Raw genomic sequence first — 13870 nt, forward strand, 5'->3', positions numbered from 1 at the left:
TCGGCGAATTGTCCCTTCAGGGTGACCCGCTTGGCATATGTTGTTGCCCACAACATATCCCCGGGCGGCCGCAATCCGGTGGCCGCCACTGGAAAGGGTCACCCTGATGAGGACGAAGAACACGCTGCCGCTCCAGCATTCCCGCCGCCTGCGGTCCGGGACAATCGCTGTCGCGGTGGCACTATCGGGTCTGCTGACGTTCACCGCGTGCGGATCCAACTCCACCAGCACCAGCGAATCGTCCTCCGCACCCTCGGGTGGCGGCGGCAATGGCACGGTCGGGGTCATCCTACCCGAGACCGCCACCTCGGCCCGCTGGGAATCCTTCGACAAACCCATGCTCCAACAGGCCCTGCGCGCACAGGGATTCGACGCCGACGTGCAGAACGCGCAGGGTGATGTCCAGAAGTTCACCACCCTCGCCGACGGCATGATCGCCAAGGGCGTCAAGGTGCTCATCGTCGCCTCGATCAACAGCGAGGTCGGCGGCGCGGTCGCCGCCAAGGCCAAGAAGGCCGGTATTCCGACCATCGACTACGACCGGCTCAATCTCGGCGGATCCTCGGACTACTACGTCTCCTTCGACAATGTGCGCGTCGGTGAACTCCAGGGCCAGGCCCTGATCACCGCGCTCAAGGACAAGCCCGCCGCACAGGTCATCGAGATCGAGGGCGCGCCGACCGACAACAACGCCACCCTGTTCCATCAGGGACAGCTCAAAGCCCTTCAGCCGCTGTATGATTCGGGCGCGCTGAAACTGGTCCGCAGCCAGGCCATCGACGGCTGGGACAACCAGAAGGGCGGCAGCACCTTCGAGCAGATCCTCACCGGCAACGGCGGCAAGGTCGACGGTGTTGTCGCGGCCAATGACGGGCTCGCGGGCGCGGTCATCACCGTGCTGAAGAAGAACGGCCTCAATGGCAAGGTGCCGGTCACCGGCCAGGACGCCACCGCCGACGGTTTGAAGGCGGTGCTGCGCGGCGACCAGTACATGACGGTCTTCAAGCCCATCAAGGACGAGGCCGAATCCGCCGCCAAACTCGCTGTGGCACTTGCCAAGGGTGATACCGCCGCAGCGAATGCGCTGGCGCAGGGCGTGAGTCAGGATCCCAAGGGAAAGCGTGAGGTGAAGTCTGTCCTGCTGACCCCGCAGACCATCACCCGCGCCGATGTCAAGCAGGTGACCGATGCCGGATTCGTCAAGGCCGCCGATATTTGCGGTGGCGATCTCAAGGCCGCCTGCACCGAACTCGGCATCTCCTGACGGCGCCCTGGCGAGCCAGAAAGTATTGTGATGAGTGAGCCGCTGCTCCAAATCACCGGTCTGAACAAGAGTTTCGGTCCGGTGCACGTATTGCACGATGTGGATCTGACCGTGCCCGCGGGCGAGGTCACAGCGTTGGTCGGCGATAACGGTGCGGGTAAGACCACATTGGTGAAATGCGTTGCCGGAATTCACGCTTCGGACTCCGGAGAGGTGAGATTCCGGGGTGAGACCGTGCATCTGCGCGGTCCCAAGGACGCGGCGGCGCTCGGCATCGAGGTCGTCTACCAGGACCTGGCCCTGGCCGACAATCTCGATATCGTGGCCAATATGTTCCTGGGCCGCGAACGCGGTAGGTCGTGGTTGCTGGACGAGGCGAGTATGGAGGAGGCGGCGCGCTCGACGCTCGCCTCACTGGGGGTGCGGACGGTGAAATCCGTTCGCACACCGGTCGCTTCGCTCTCGGGCGGACAGCGTCAGACCGTCGCCATCGCCAAGGCCGTGCTGTGGAACAGCAATCTCGTCCTGCTGGACGAACCCACCGCGGCACTGGGCGTGGCACAGACCCGGCAGGTGCTGGATCTGGTGCGCCGCCTGGCCGAACAGGGCCTGGGCGTCGTACTGATCAGCCATAACCTGGTCGATGTCTTCGAGGTCGCCGACCGAATCGCCGTGCTCTACCTGGGTCGCATGGCCGCTCAGGTGCGCACCGCCGATGTCACGCACAGTCAGGTGGTGGAGTTGATCACCGCCGGCCGCTCGGGTGACCTCGGCCTGGCCCGTCCGGAAGCAGCGGTGTTGTGAGCGAGAAAGCCATTGATATGAGCAAGGTTTCGGAGCAATCCGACACCGCGATCACCGATTTCGGGATCGACACCACCACACGATCCACCCGAGAAGCGGTGGGGGAGTATCTCGCCCGTTTGAGGGGAGGCGAGATCGGTTCCCTCCCGGCGTTATTGGGTCTGGTCGCGCTGGTGGTGCTGTTCTCGGTGCTGTCGGATGTGTTCTTCTCGCTCAACAACATCGCCAACCTGCTGGCCCAGGGCGCCGGGCAGACGATCATCGCCATCGGCATCGTCTATGTGCTGTTGATCGGGGAGATCGACCTGTCCGCGGGCACCGCGTCCGGCGTCGCGGGCGCGGTGCTGGCCATGCACTACGTGCACGACGGGAATCTGTTGACCGGGATGGGGTCGACGGTGTTCTTCCTGTTCAACGGCTTGCTGATACTGGCGGCGGTATTGGCCGCGCTGCTGCGGATCTGGCCGGGTGTGGCCATGTCGCTGCTCGGTGTGCTGATCACGGTGATCGGGTTCAAGGAGAATCCGTGGGTGGAGATGCTGCTCGCGGTCTGCGTGGGCGCGGCGATCGGCTGCATCACCGGATTTCTGATCGCCAAGATCGGGATGCCGTCCTTCGTGGTGACGCTCGCCCTGTTCCTGGCCTGGCAGGGCGTGATTTTGCAGCTCATCGGCGAGGGCGGGGTGCTCGGCATCAGTTCCTCGCACGTGCTCGATCAGGTGGCGAACGGGAATCTGTCGACGGTGGGTAGTTGGGTGCTGTTCGTGGTGGCGGCCGGAGGGTACGCGGCGGTCACCCTGGGCGGACACGCACTGCGCCGCAGGCGCGGTCTGGTCACCCAGCCGACACCGCTGGTGGTCGCGAAGGTATTGGCGCTCACCGTTTTCGCCGCGGTCGTGACCGCGTTCCTGACCGTCAACCGGTCCCCGAGCAAGCTGATCGTCATCTCGGGTGTGCCGTACGTGGTGCCGATCGTGTTGGCGCTGTTGGTGGCCGGCACATTCGTGCTCAATCGCACGCGGTACGGCCGCCACATCTACGCCGTCGGCGGTAACGCCGAAGCCGCTCGCCGGGCGGGCATCAACGTAACCCAGTTGCGCGCAAGCGTTTTCGTCATCTGTTCGTCCTGCGCGGCGGTCGGCGCGATCGTCTACTCCTCCAAGGTCGGTTCGGTCGACCCGCAGGCGGGCGGGCTCAACACCCTGCTGTTCGCGGTCGGCGCGGCGGTGATCGGCGGCACCTCGCTCTTCGGTGGCAAGGGCCGGGTGGCCGACGCCGTCATCGGCGGTGCGGTCTTGGCGGTCGTGTCCAACGGTCTCGGCCTGCTCCAGCAACCGGCCGCCGTGGTCTCCATCGTCACCGGTCTGGTGCTGCTGCTCGCCGCGACCGTCGACGCGCTGTCCCGTCGCCGAGCGGCGGTGGTGCAGCGATGAATTGGCCGAACACGCGCGGCGAGGACCCGAACACGCACTCCGCAGGAGGGTCACCCGGTGCGGCAATGGTATTGCTAAGTCCATGACCGTCGCCCGCCCGGACGAGGTGCGCCGCTTCAACCGGTCCAGCCTCCTGCGGATGCTGCATACCGGAGGCCCCACCACCCGGGCGGCTCTCGCCACCGCGCTGGGGCTCAATCGCTCCACCATCAAAATGCTGGTCGACGGCTTGGCCGAGGCCGGACTGGTGGAGGAGCGGGTCCCGCGCCTGGCCGGCGGCGCCGGGCGGCCGTCACTGCTGGTGCTCCCGCAACCGCAGGCCGCGGTGGTGCTGGCGGTGGATGTGCGCGCCGAGCACGCCGGTATCGCGCTGGTCGGCTTCGGCGGCCAGGTGCTCGGGCGCAACAGCTGGAATCTGCATGGGCGGCAACGGGAACCGGATGAAGTGATCACGCACGTCGCCGAATCCGCGGCGCTGCTCGCCGATGATCTCGGCCTGCGGCCGCTCTCGGCGGGGGTTTCGGTGCCGGGGGTGGTGCGGCGCGCGGACGGTCTGGTCCGCACCTCGGAGAATCTGCGCTGGACGGAAGTCGCCCTCGGGCAGCGCCTGGGCGCGGTGCTGGAGTTGCCGGTCATCATCGGCAATGACGCCGAATTCGGTGCGCTCGCAGAGCATGTGCGCGGGGCGGGCAAGGGCGCGAGCGATGCGGTCTTCGTCTCCGCGGATATCGGTGTCGGCGGCGGCCTGATCGCACAGGGCGCACTGCTGCGCGGATCGGCGGGCTACCTCGGCGAAATCGGCCATATGACAGTGCGACCCGGCGGCCGCCCCTGCCACTGCGGCAATGAGGGCTGCTGGGAGACCGAGGTCGGCGAGGCCGCCCTCTGCCGTGCGCTGGGCCTGCCCGAACACGGTCCGCGCGGTGCCATCGTCGCCGAACTCCGTGCCCTGCAAGAGGATTGCGACACCCGCCTCGCCGAATACCTCGATTGGCTCATTCTCGGCCTGGTCAATGTGGTGAATATCCTCGGCCCCGAACTGGTCGTTCTCGGTGATCTCTTCACCGCCCTCCCGGATACGACGGTCGCGGGAATCGGTGAACAGGTCCGCCGCCGCAGTATGGTCAGCCGCGCGCTCGGCGGCGTCCGGGTCGAAAAGTCCCGCCTGGGCGCGGATCTGAAACTGCTCGGAGCCGCCGAAGCCGCCTTCGACGGAGTCCTGGCCGCGCTCTAGTCCGCTCGCGCCGATCGAGTCGGGTCCCGGTGCCGCGCACTCCCGGTCGTGCTGACCGCGATGGTGCGCCGGACTCGCGCCGCGCGTTCGATGTTCGTGTATTCCGCATCGCCGCTCCCGAGCGGGTGGGACCGGCGCGGCAGTGCTCGAGGTTTCAGGGCGGCCGAATGCGTAGGGCAAGTGACCGATACGGGCCGGATTCGAGATGGTGTTCAATGCAGGGCATGGAGCAGCTTCCCGAGGACTGGCAGCGCGGCATCGTGATCGTCGCCCACCCCGATGACATCGAATACGGTGCCGCCGCCGCGGTCGCGCGATGGACACGGCAGGGCAAGGACATTCGCTATGTGCTGGTCAGCAGCGGTGAAGCGGGTATCGCGGGACTGCCGCCCGCCGAGGCCGGGCCGCTCCGCGAGGAGGAGGAGCGGGCCAGCGCCAAGATCGTCGGCGTCACCCAGGTCGAATTCCTCGGCTATCCGGACGGCCGGATCGAGGAGAGCCTCGCGCTGCGCCGCGATCTCGCCGCGGCCATCCGCCGCCATCAACCGGAGTTGGTGGTGCTCTTCAACTTCGGCGATGTCTGGGCCCGCGGCTACGCCAACAGCGCCGACCATCGCGCGGTCGGCCGCGCCGCCCTGGACGCCGTCTCCGATGCCGGTAACGAGTGGATCCACACCGATCTCGGCCTCCCCGCCCACTCCCCGCGCTGGGCCGCGGTCTACGGCGTCGCCGACGGCAGCCACGGGGTGGACGTCACCGACACCATCGAAGTCGCCGTCGAATCCCTCACCGCCCACACCCGCTACCTCGCCGCCCTCAGCGACACCCCCGTCGCCGACCAGGCCCGAGCCGTCATCGACATGACCGCGGGCCCGAAAGAAGGCTTCCCCGCCGCCCGGGCCCTCTCCTTCGAGCTCTACAACTTCGGCTGATGCCCACGTGCATGTGATGACGCGGGCAGCGGCCGAGTAGCCCCCTGCGCCATGACATGCACATCGCACGACGCCGCTTGGTGGGCGCGGGCGGGTGGTGTGCGAAGCTACGCGTGTGCGAGTAGCGGTGGTGGCCGGGCCTGATCCGGGACATGCCTTTCCGGCGATCGCCCTGTGCCTGCGAATGCTGGCGGCGGGGGATGATCCGGTGCTGTTCACCAGTCCGCGCTGGTTCGACGCGGCGCGGGAAGCGGGCATCGGGGTGCGGCGGCTGAAGGGGTTGGCCCCGCGCGCCGAGGACGACGATGCGGACGCCGGAGCGCGCATCCATCAACGGGCAGCATTCATTTCGACCGAGATCATGCCCGAGTTGAGCGCCATGCTGCCCGAACTGGTGGTGTCCGATGTGCTCACCGCGGGCGGCGGTATGGCGGCCGAACGGCTCGGATTGCCGTGGGTGGAGTTGTCCCCGCATCCGCTCTACCTGCCGTCGAAGGGGTTGCCGCCCATCGGAAGTGGGCTCGCGCCGGGGGAGGGGATGCGCGGGCGCGCCCGGGATTCGGTGCTGCGCACGTTCACCGCGCGCGATATTCGGCGCGGTGAATCCCAGCGCGGTGCGGCGCGCGCGAGTATCGGTCTGCCGGAAGAGGATCCGGGTCCGGCGGCGCGATTGATCGCCACCCTGCCCGCGCTCGAGGTGCCGCGCCCGGACTGGCCGGAGAACGCGCACCTGGTCGGACCGCTGCTGTGGGAACCCACCGACCAGATCCTGGACCTGCCGCCCGGCGACGAACCGCTGGTCATGGTCGCGCCCTCCACCGCACACACCGGTATCGCGGGAATGGTCGACACCGTCCTGGAAGCCCTCGAAGGCTCCGGTGTCCGAGTCGCCGTCTCCACCCTCGACACCCCGCCCGCCGCCCTGCCCTCCTGGGCCACCGCCGGATTGGGCCGTCAGGACGAACTGCTGCGCCACGCCGCGGTCGTGATCGGTGGCGGCGGCCACGGCCTGCTCGCCAAATCCCTGCTCGCGGGCGTCCCCGTGGTCACCATCCCCGGCGGCGGCGACCAGTGGGAACTCGCGAATCGCGCGGTCCGCCAAGGCAGTTCGATCCTGGTGCGCCCCCTCACCCCCGAGGCCGTCCGGGACGCGGTCAAACAAATCCTCGACGACCCGGCCTACACCGCGGCGGCCCAATCCGCCGCGTCCGCAGCGGCGGTCGTCTCGGACCCGGTCCAGATCTGCCACGACATCCGCGACGCCGCCCACCCATAGACCCCGCTCCCTCCCGCAGACGTCCGCTCGCGCACACGGACCTCCAGCTTCCGCGCGCAGACCTCCGCTCGCGCTATTCGTCTCGATGGCCCTGGCCCTGGCCGTGGCCGTGGCCCTGGGCGCGGTGCCCGATCTGGCTCATGGTCGATGCGGCCAGGGCTTTCTTGATGTCGTCCTCGGCGTAACCGATGATCGCGCCGTAGAGCAGCGTGATCGCACCGATCGCCACGGCCGCGGCCAGCGCACGCGGACCTCCGCTCGTGCACGCGGACCTCCGCCCACCCACGCGGGCGGCGAACTCGAGGCCGCCACCCCGCAGGCGCACGACGCCAAACCCGCCAGACGCTAGCCCAACACACCGGCAACACCCGGCAGCCACGTCATCCCGGCATGTTTTCGGCCGGGATCCACACCACCGGGGCTCCAGCGGATTCAGCCCGGACCGCGCGGTCACACTCGGACGGGAGTGTGCGCGCAGAGCGCAGGGGTGCGCGCCGGGTGGGGGCCGTGGCGTAGGCTCGCGGCCGTGCGATTGACGGAGTTCCAGGAGCTGTTGCATACCGAATTCGGTACCGCGCGTGGTGATGCCCTGCTCACCGATCATGTGCTGCCGCGGATCGGGACGACGGGTGCCCAGGCCATCGACGCGGGGATCGATCCGCGCGATGTGTGGCGGGCGCTGTGCTCGGAGTTCGACGTTCCGCGTACCCGGTGGTGAGCGGTTCTCGCGGGTGACGGACTACTCGTCCGGGTGCGTCTTCTTGGCGTAGTGCCGGGTCGCCTTGGCGCGATTGCCGCAGGTCGCCATCGAATGCCAGCGGCGGGCGCCGTTCTTCGAGGTGTCGTGGAACCAGAGCACGCAGTTGGGGTGCGCGCACTGTTTGATCCGATCGGGCGTCGCGGTCAGTAGATCCAGCAGATTGTCGGCCGCCAGCCAGGCGGGGAGCCATTCGGCCTGCCGGACATCGGGTTCGGCGACCGGCCCGTCGGGGGTGAGGGTGCGGCGGATGCGCCCGTGTTCGAGCACCCCGTTCAACTCGTCGGCGGATTCACCGCGGACCGTGCGCAGAATCGCCTCGCGAGCGATGACGACGGCGTGCAGCATGGTTTCGCTCGCCTCGCCGGTGAGAGTGTTCTCGGCCAGCCACTGCCGCAATCCGGTGATGTCCGTCAGGAGATCCCGTGGTCCCTGCGCGTCGATCCAGCGGGTGTTGAGCAGGTCCAGCGCGAGTGGTTCACCGAGGTGGGGGCGTGGAACGGACACGCCTGAGGGTAACTGCCCAGGGTCGGTCATTGCCGGAACACCTCCTCCCTAACCGGTGTTAACCATTATGGGGGTTGACAGCAGGATTGCCGTAGCCCTAGTTTCTAACTAGTCAAACCATCAAAGCTAGTTATATCTTCCGGAGGGTTCGCCAGTGACCGCACCCGCGCTCGCCACCGGCCATATCGGCCTCAATGTCACCGACCTCGGCCGCTCGGTCGACTTCTGTCGCCGCGCACTCGGCTTCGAGCAGCTCGGCGTCGGCGGTGAGGGCGATCACCGCTTCGACTTCCTCGGGGCCGACGGCAAGCTACAGGTGACGCCGTGGCAGCGGCGCGACGGTGAGTTCTCGGCGAAAACGCCCGGCCTGCAACACCTTTCCTGTCAGGTCGATACCATCGACCAGGTCCGCGAGGTGGAGTCGGTATGAAGGAACTCCGCGTGGTGTTCGCGCACGACGGCGTGGTGGCGCACGGTGAGGGCGCACCATGACCATCGCCTATCACCCCGGTGAACTGGCCGCGCAGCATCGGCTCGGTCAGGCCGAATCACCGAGGTGATGCACATCTCCGGCACGATCCCGCTGCGCTGGAGCGCCCCCGAACTCTCACCCGTCAACCCCTGAAAGGCTCTCTCCATGCGACCCCCACTGCCTCCCTTCGACCTGGAATCGGCCAAGCTGAAGGTCCGCGCCGCCGAAAACGCCTGGAACACCCGCGATCCCGAGAAGGTCGCACAGGCGTACACCGAGGATTCCCGCTGGCGCAATCGCGACGAATTCATGACCGGCCGCACCGAAATCGTGGACTTCCTGAAGCGCAAATGGTCCACCGAGAACGGCTACGCCCTGCGCAAACAACTCTGGAGCTTTCACGACAACCACATCGCGGTCCGCTTCCAATACGAATGGCATGACGAATCCGGTCAATGGTGGCGCAGCTACGGCAACGAACTCTGGGAATTCACCCCCGAGGGCCTGATGTCCCGCCGCGAAGCCAGCATCAACGACACCCCCATCCAGCAATCCGACCGCCGCATCTTCGGCCCCCGCACCCCCGAAGACGCCAACTGGGACCTGCCCCTCGAATAAGCCGCGGACACCTGAACCTCGATTCGCCACAGCCCTCCCGACACGAGCAGAAGCCCCCGAGCCTGGTAGCCAACCTCCAGCGCCACGATGCCGCGGCCGGGCGCGCATTCGTGAACCTGGTCTTCGCGGCCATCACACCGCGAGTGTGGGCCCCGGTGACTGGGCACATCTGAAAGAGGTCTGATCACCGCGGCCGATTTCCCGGCCGCATCGAAAGCCCCTGTCCCGCTCGGCCATCGCGGCGGGCAGTGCCGCGATGGCCAGTGGGGCGGGTGAGCGCCGAAGCGGAATTGCCTCGGCCTCACCAATACTCGGCGATCTCCCGCCCGCGCGGCAGCCTGCCCGCACCACTCATCACGGTAGTGCCAGCACCACCTGCCCCAACCACACCACCTCGATCCGCACGCGAGGCGAAGAGCAATGGCGTGGTCAGGACAGTGGCGGAGCATCCATTGCTCAGACCCGGGCGTGTCAGCTCAATCGACCAGCGCGGGTTGCGCGGATATCGGCGTGACTTGTGCCCGCGCCCGGTGGAACAGGGCGAAGGACAGCGCGCCGAAGGCCACGCCGACGACGCATGCGACCGTGAAGGCGGTGTCGAGCCCATCCGCGAAGTGCGCCAGCGGGAGTGGATGCCCTTCGCCCGCTGTGCCGCGAAAGACGGTGCCCAGCACCGCGACTCCCAGTGCCAAGCCCAGTTGGCGGGCGGTATTCACCGCACCGGCGGCCGTGCCTCCCTGGTGGGGTGGCACCGCGGCCATGGCAGTCGACACCAGGGCGGGAGCATTCACGCCCACGCCCGCCCCGATCACCACCAGGCCGGGCATCAAAGCGGTCCAGGAGGATCCGGTGTCGACGAGGGTCAGCAGGCCCGCGCCGACCCCGATGATCACCAGGCCGAAGCCGATCGTCCACGCGGGCGAGGCATCATGCAGGAAGCGGCCCGTCGCACCGGCGACCAGGAAGGCCGCGCCCGCCATCGGCAGCATAGCCAGGCCGGTGCGGAGCGGACTCATATGGAGCGCCTGCTGCAACCACAGCGAGATGAGTGGTGAGGCGGCGAAGGCGGCGAAGGTTTGGCCGGATGCACCGAGGAGCGTGCCCGCGAAGGTGCGATTGCGCAGCAGCGGAAGCGGGAACATGGGTGCGGCACTGCGATTTTCGGCGATCGCGAACAGTGCGGCGGCGACAGCGCCGATCACCATGGCGACCACGGCTGCGGCATCGGTCCAGCCGTGTTCACCGCCTCGGATGATGCCGAATGTCACGCCGGTCGCCGCCACGGTGAAGGTAGCCATACCCGGCAGATCCGCCCGGTGACCCGAATGTCGTTGTGAGGCGGGGAAAGCCACCGCCGACAGCGCGATGGTCACCGCGGCGACCGGCAGGTTGACGAAGAATATCCACCGCCAGGACAGCAGATCGGTCAGTACGCCGCCCAGCACCACGCCGAGCGCGGCGGCCGCACCGCTCACCGCGCCCCACGCGCCGAACGCGATACCACGATCGCGGCCGGTATAGGTGGCGTGCAGCAGCGACAACGTGGTCGCGAACATGGCCGCGCCGCCGATGCCCTGCAGAACTCGCGCGAACACGAGAACGCCGGTGTCTCCGGCCATTCCGCAGATCAGCGAGGAGATCGCGAAGACGATCAGACCGGTCAGGTAGACGGGCTTCGCACCGAGTCGGTCGGCGAGCGAGCCGACTACCAGCAATAGCGCGGCCAGTGCCAAGGCGTAGCCGTCGACGATCCATTGCAGGCCCGACAGACCCGAATCGAGATCAGCGGCGATAGCCGGCAGCGCGACATTGACGATGGTGACGTCTATGAGGAGCATCAGCGTGCCCAGGCACGCGGCGAACAGGGGGAGCCATTTCCGCACGGGGAGACCTCCGAGAAGAGTGAACGATTTCGACGTTCAGCGTGCGACCTGCGTCGCTTTCTGCACACTCGCAGCGAGGTTTCCGTTAGATTCCACCTATGGGTATCGAATTTCCTGGAGAATCCTCCATTCTCGATGACCTCGACAGGCGAATCGTGCACGGGCTCGTCGTGGATGCCCGCATCCCCTTCGCGAAACTCGCTGCCATTCTTGATGTTTCGGAGCAGACCGTGGCGCGGCGCTATCGTGCGATGCGGCAGCGCGGTGTACTGCACATCTCCGGGCAGATCAATGTCGTCCCGCTCGGGCACGCGCGGTGGATTCTGCGTATTCGCTCCACTCCCAGCGGCGCGTTCCGCCTCGCGGAGGCGCTCGCGCGACTGCCCGAACTCAGTTGGGTCTCACTGCTCTCGTCCGGTTCGGAGGTGATGTGCGTGAGCCGTGCGCGCACCGCGGAGCGGCGAGATGCCTTGCTGCTCAAACTGATTCCGAGCACCCCGCAGGTGACCGAACTGATAGCGCACGAGGTCATGCATCATTTCCCGCTGGACGAGGACTGGCCGCGCTACAGCCGAATGCTCACCGCCGAACAGTTGCGCGCGCTCGGCCCCGGCCGCCCGGTGAAGGACACGGCGGTCCAGGACGCGCCCGTCGCGCTGACGCCCGAGGATGAGCTCATGCTGTCCATCCTGGCGCGGGACGGTCGCGCGCCCTACGCGCAACTCGCGACGGCTACGGGCTGGAGTGCGCCGCGAGTGGCGCGCCGCATGGCCGAACTGCTCGAATCCGGGGTGTTGTACTTCGATCTGGATTTCGCGCTCGAACACATGGGAGTCACTGTGCGCGCGGCGATTTGGCTGCGCGTGCGGCCCGCCGATCTCGCGGCGGTGGGTGCGGCGCTGGCCACCTGTCCGGAGGTCACCTACGTCGCGGCCACCACCGGGCCGACCAGCATGACGGCCGCGCTGGTCTGTCGCGACACCGCGCACCTGTATCGCTTCGTCACCGAGCGGCTGGGTGCGCTGGACGGAATCACCGATGTGGAGGTGACGTCCGCGCTGCGGCTGTTCAAACAGGCGCAGGTGCTGATGGATGGCGGGCGGATCACACTGGTCCGCTGACCTGTATTACGGTCGCGGGTCGGTTCGCGGTCCGGAAAATTTCTGTCCCGCGTGTCGGCGGGTGTGGTGTTTGCCTCGAACATCTGTTCGTTTAAGCTCGGCCTCGGAACTTGTCGGTGGCTCCCTCTAACGTGAGCGCCAACCACAGCACGAGACAACCCGTCGAAAAGGGGAACCAGAGGATGGCACCACAGCCTTTTGACCGCGACAAGGCGCTCGAACTGGCGTTGGCCCAGATCGAGAAGGGCTTCGGCAAGGGCGCGGTCATGCGCCTCGGCGAGGAGGTGCGCCAGCCCATTTCGGTGATTCCGACGGGTTCCATCGCACTGGACGTCGCCCTCGGCATCGGCGGTCTGCCGCGTGGCCGCGTCGTCGAGATCTACGGTCCGGAATCGTCCGGTAAGACCACCGTCGCCCTGCACGCGGTCGCCAATGCCCAGGCCCTCGGCGGCGTCGCCGCCTTCATCGACGCCGAGCACGCGCTCGATCCGGAATATGCCCGCAAGCTGGGTGTCGACACCGACGCACTGCTGGTCTCGCAGCCCGACACCGGTGAGCAGGCCCTGGAAATCGCCGATATGCTGGTGCGCTCCGGCGCCATCGACATCATCGTCATCGACTCCGTCGCCGCCCTGGTGCCGCGCGCGGAAATCGAAGGCGAAATGGGTGACAGCCACGTCGGCCTGCAGGCCCGCCTGATGAGCCAGGCGCTGCGCAAGATGACGGGCGCGCTGAACAACTCGGGCACCACCGCCATCTTCATCAACCAGCTGCGCGAGAAGATCGGCGTCATGTTCGGCTCGCCCGAGACCACCACAGGTGGTAAGGCGCTGAAGTTCTACGCCTCGGTCCGACTGGATGTGCGCCGTATCGAAACGCTGAAGGACGGCACCGACGCGGTCGGTAACCGCACCCGTGTGAAGGTCGTCAAGAACAAGGTCAGCCCGCCGTTCAAGCAGGCCGAGTTCGACATTCTCTACGGTGTCGGCATCTCCAAGGAGGGCTCGATCATCGATATGGGTGTCGAGCACGGCTTCATCCGCAAGTCCGGCTCCTGGTACACCTACGAGGGCGATCAACTCGGCCAGGGCAAGGAGAACGCCCGTAAGTTCCTGCTCGAGAACACCGATGTGCGGGACGAGATCGAGAAGAAGATCAAGGAGAAGCTCGGCATCGGTGCGGATGTCACCGCCGCCGACGCCGAGGCTCCCGCCGACTTCTGATCCGGATGACCGACAGGTCCGACCCCGACCCCGAGCCCCGGCCCACCCGGCCGGGGCCCGAGGACTCCCGCCTCGACGCGGTGGAGCGCCTCCGCCGCCAACTCGACGCCCTCGAATCCCGCAGCAGACGTTCCGCTTCCAAGCGCGGCGGCTCGCGAGGCGGTTCGGGTAGATCGGGATCCCAAGGCGGCGTATGGGATTCCCCGAGCTCGTGGGACGACTCCGGCTCCAAGGCGGCCCCGACCCGCTGGACCAATTCGGGCGCGGACTCCGACTCCACCACATGGTTGGAGTCGAGCACGGATTCCCCCTCCCGCTGGGCCGAATCCGCGACGGATTCCGATGC

The 13870-nt window shown here is 67.4% G+C and carries 14 protein-coding genes; 11 read left to right on the forward strand and 3 right to left on the reverse strand.

The window, feature by feature from the left end; genetic code table 11:
• The first annotated feature begins 106 nt into the window (after positions 1 to 106).
• The 6 genes from NA10_RS25010 to NA10_RS25035 all read left to right on the forward strand — a co-directional run bounded on the left by NA10_RS25010 (position 107) and on the right by NA10_RS25035 (position 6943).
• Positions 107 to 1264 (forward strand): sugar ABC transporter substrate-binding protein, encoded by a 1158-nt coding sequence (locus tag NA10_RS25010; RefSeq protein WP_067572104.1) that lies wholly within the window; start codon positions 107 to 109, stop codon positions 1262 to 1264.
• A gap of 30 nt (positions 1265 to 1294) precedes the next feature.
• Positions 1295 to 2068 carry an ATP-binding cassette domain-containing protein gene (locus tag NA10_RS25015; protein ID WP_067572107.1) on the forward strand — a complete coding sequence of 258 codons (774 nt, stop codon included), beginning with the start codon at positions 1295 to 1297 and terminating at the stop codon, positions 2066 to 2068.
• The gene (locus NA10_RS25020) at positions 2065 to 3501 is read left to right on the forward strand and encodes a sugar ABC transporter permease (RefSeq protein ID WP_245677864.1); all 1437 of its coding nucleotides are present in this window, start codon (positions 2065 to 2067) and stop codon (positions 3499 to 3501) included. Before NA10_RS25015 ends, NA10_RS25020 begins: the two co-directional genes overlap by 4 nt.
• 82 nt (positions 3502 to 3583) lie before the next feature.
• Positions 3584 to 4735 (forward strand): ROK family transcriptional regulator, encoded by a 1152-nt coding sequence (locus NA10_RS25025; protein WP_157556724.1) that lies wholly within the window; start codon positions 3584 to 3586, stop codon positions 4733 to 4735.
• A gap of 224 nt (positions 4736 to 4959) precedes the next feature.
• Positions 4960 to 5667 carry a PIG-L deacetylase family protein gene (locus NA10_RS25030; RefSeq protein ID WP_067572187.1) on the forward strand — a complete coding sequence of 236 codons (708 nt, stop codon included), beginning with the start codon at positions 4960 to 4962 and terminating at the stop codon, positions 5665 to 5667.
• Positions 5668 to 5782: 115 nt separating this feature from the next.
• Positions 5783 to 6943 carry a glycosyltransferase gene (locus tag NA10_RS25035; RefSeq protein WP_067572109.1) on the forward strand — a complete coding sequence of 387 codons (1161 nt, stop codon included), beginning with the start codon at positions 5783 to 5785 and terminating at the stop codon, positions 6941 to 6943.
• A 73-nt stretch (positions 6944 to 7016) separates the two neighbouring features.
• Here the strand turns inward: NA10_RS25035 and NA10_RS39580 are convergent, their stop codons facing one another.
• Positions 7017 to 7229: a proton-conducting transporter transmembrane domain-containing protein gene (locus NA10_RS39580; protein ID WP_245677872.1), complete on the reverse strand. Its 213-nt coding sequence runs from the start codon at positions 7227 to 7229 to the stop codon at positions 7017 to 7019.
• A gap of 240 nt (positions 7230 to 7469) precedes the next feature.
• On the opposite strand from NA10_RS39580, the gene NA10_RS25045 reads away from it, so the two are divergent.
• Complete coding sequence (locus NA10_RS25045; protein ID WP_067572113.1) at positions 7470 to 7661, forward strand: DUF3046 domain-containing protein; 192 nt, start codon at positions 7470 to 7472, stop codon at positions 7659 to 7661.
• Between the two features lie 21 nt (positions 7662 to 7682).
• Here the strand turns inward: NA10_RS25045 and NA10_RS25050 are convergent, their stop codons facing one another.
• Positions 7683 to 8207, reverse strand: coding sequence for a CGNR zinc finger domain-containing protein (locus NA10_RS25050; RefSeq protein ID WP_067572115.1), 525 nt, complete (start codon positions 8205 to 8207; stop codon positions 7683 to 7685).
• A 154-nt stretch (positions 8208 to 8361) separates the two neighbouring features.
• Here NA10_RS25050 and NA10_RS25055 point away from each other — a divergent pair, with 154 nt between their 5' ends.
• On the forward strand, positions 8362 to 8637 hold the full coding sequence (locus NA10_RS25055) for a VOC family protein (protein ID WP_067572117.1): 276 nt from the start codon (positions 8362 to 8364) through the stop codon (positions 8635 to 8637).
• Between the two features lie 207 nt (positions 8638 to 8844).
• Complete coding sequence (locus NA10_RS25060) at positions 8845 to 9297, forward strand: nuclear transport factor 2 family protein (protein WP_067572119.1); 453 nt, start codon at positions 8845 to 8847, stop codon at positions 9295 to 9297.
• Between the two features lie 476 nt (positions 9298 to 9773).
• Here NA10_RS25060 and NA10_RS25065 read toward each other — a convergent pair whose 3' ends face one another.
• Positions 9774 to 11180 (reverse strand): MFS transporter, encoded by a 1407-nt coding sequence (locus NA10_RS25065; RefSeq protein WP_067572121.1) that lies wholly within the window; start codon positions 11178 to 11180, stop codon positions 9774 to 9776.
• A 98-nt stretch (positions 11181 to 11278) separates the two neighbouring features.
• On the opposite strand from NA10_RS25065, the gene NA10_RS25070 reads away from it, so the two are divergent.
• Complete coding sequence (locus tag NA10_RS25070) at positions 11279 to 12301, forward strand: Lrp/AsnC family transcriptional regulator (RefSeq protein WP_067572123.1); 1023 nt, start codon at positions 11279 to 11281, stop codon at positions 12299 to 12301.
• A 182-nt stretch (positions 12302 to 12483) separates the two neighbouring features.
• Positions 12484 to 13524, forward strand: a complete 1041-nt coding sequence (recA, locus tag NA10_RS25075; protein ID WP_067572126.1) for a recombinase RecA — start codon at positions 12484 to 12486, stop codon at positions 13522 to 13524.
• Positions 13525 to 13870 lie beyond the last annotated feature (346 nt).

Origin of the sequence: Nocardia acidivorans NBRC 108247 (assembly GCF_001625085.1) — a bacterium.
Classification (GTDB): domain Bacteria; phylum Actinomycetota; class Actinomycetes; order Mycobacteriales; family Mycobacteriaceae; genus Nocardia; species Nocardia acidivorans.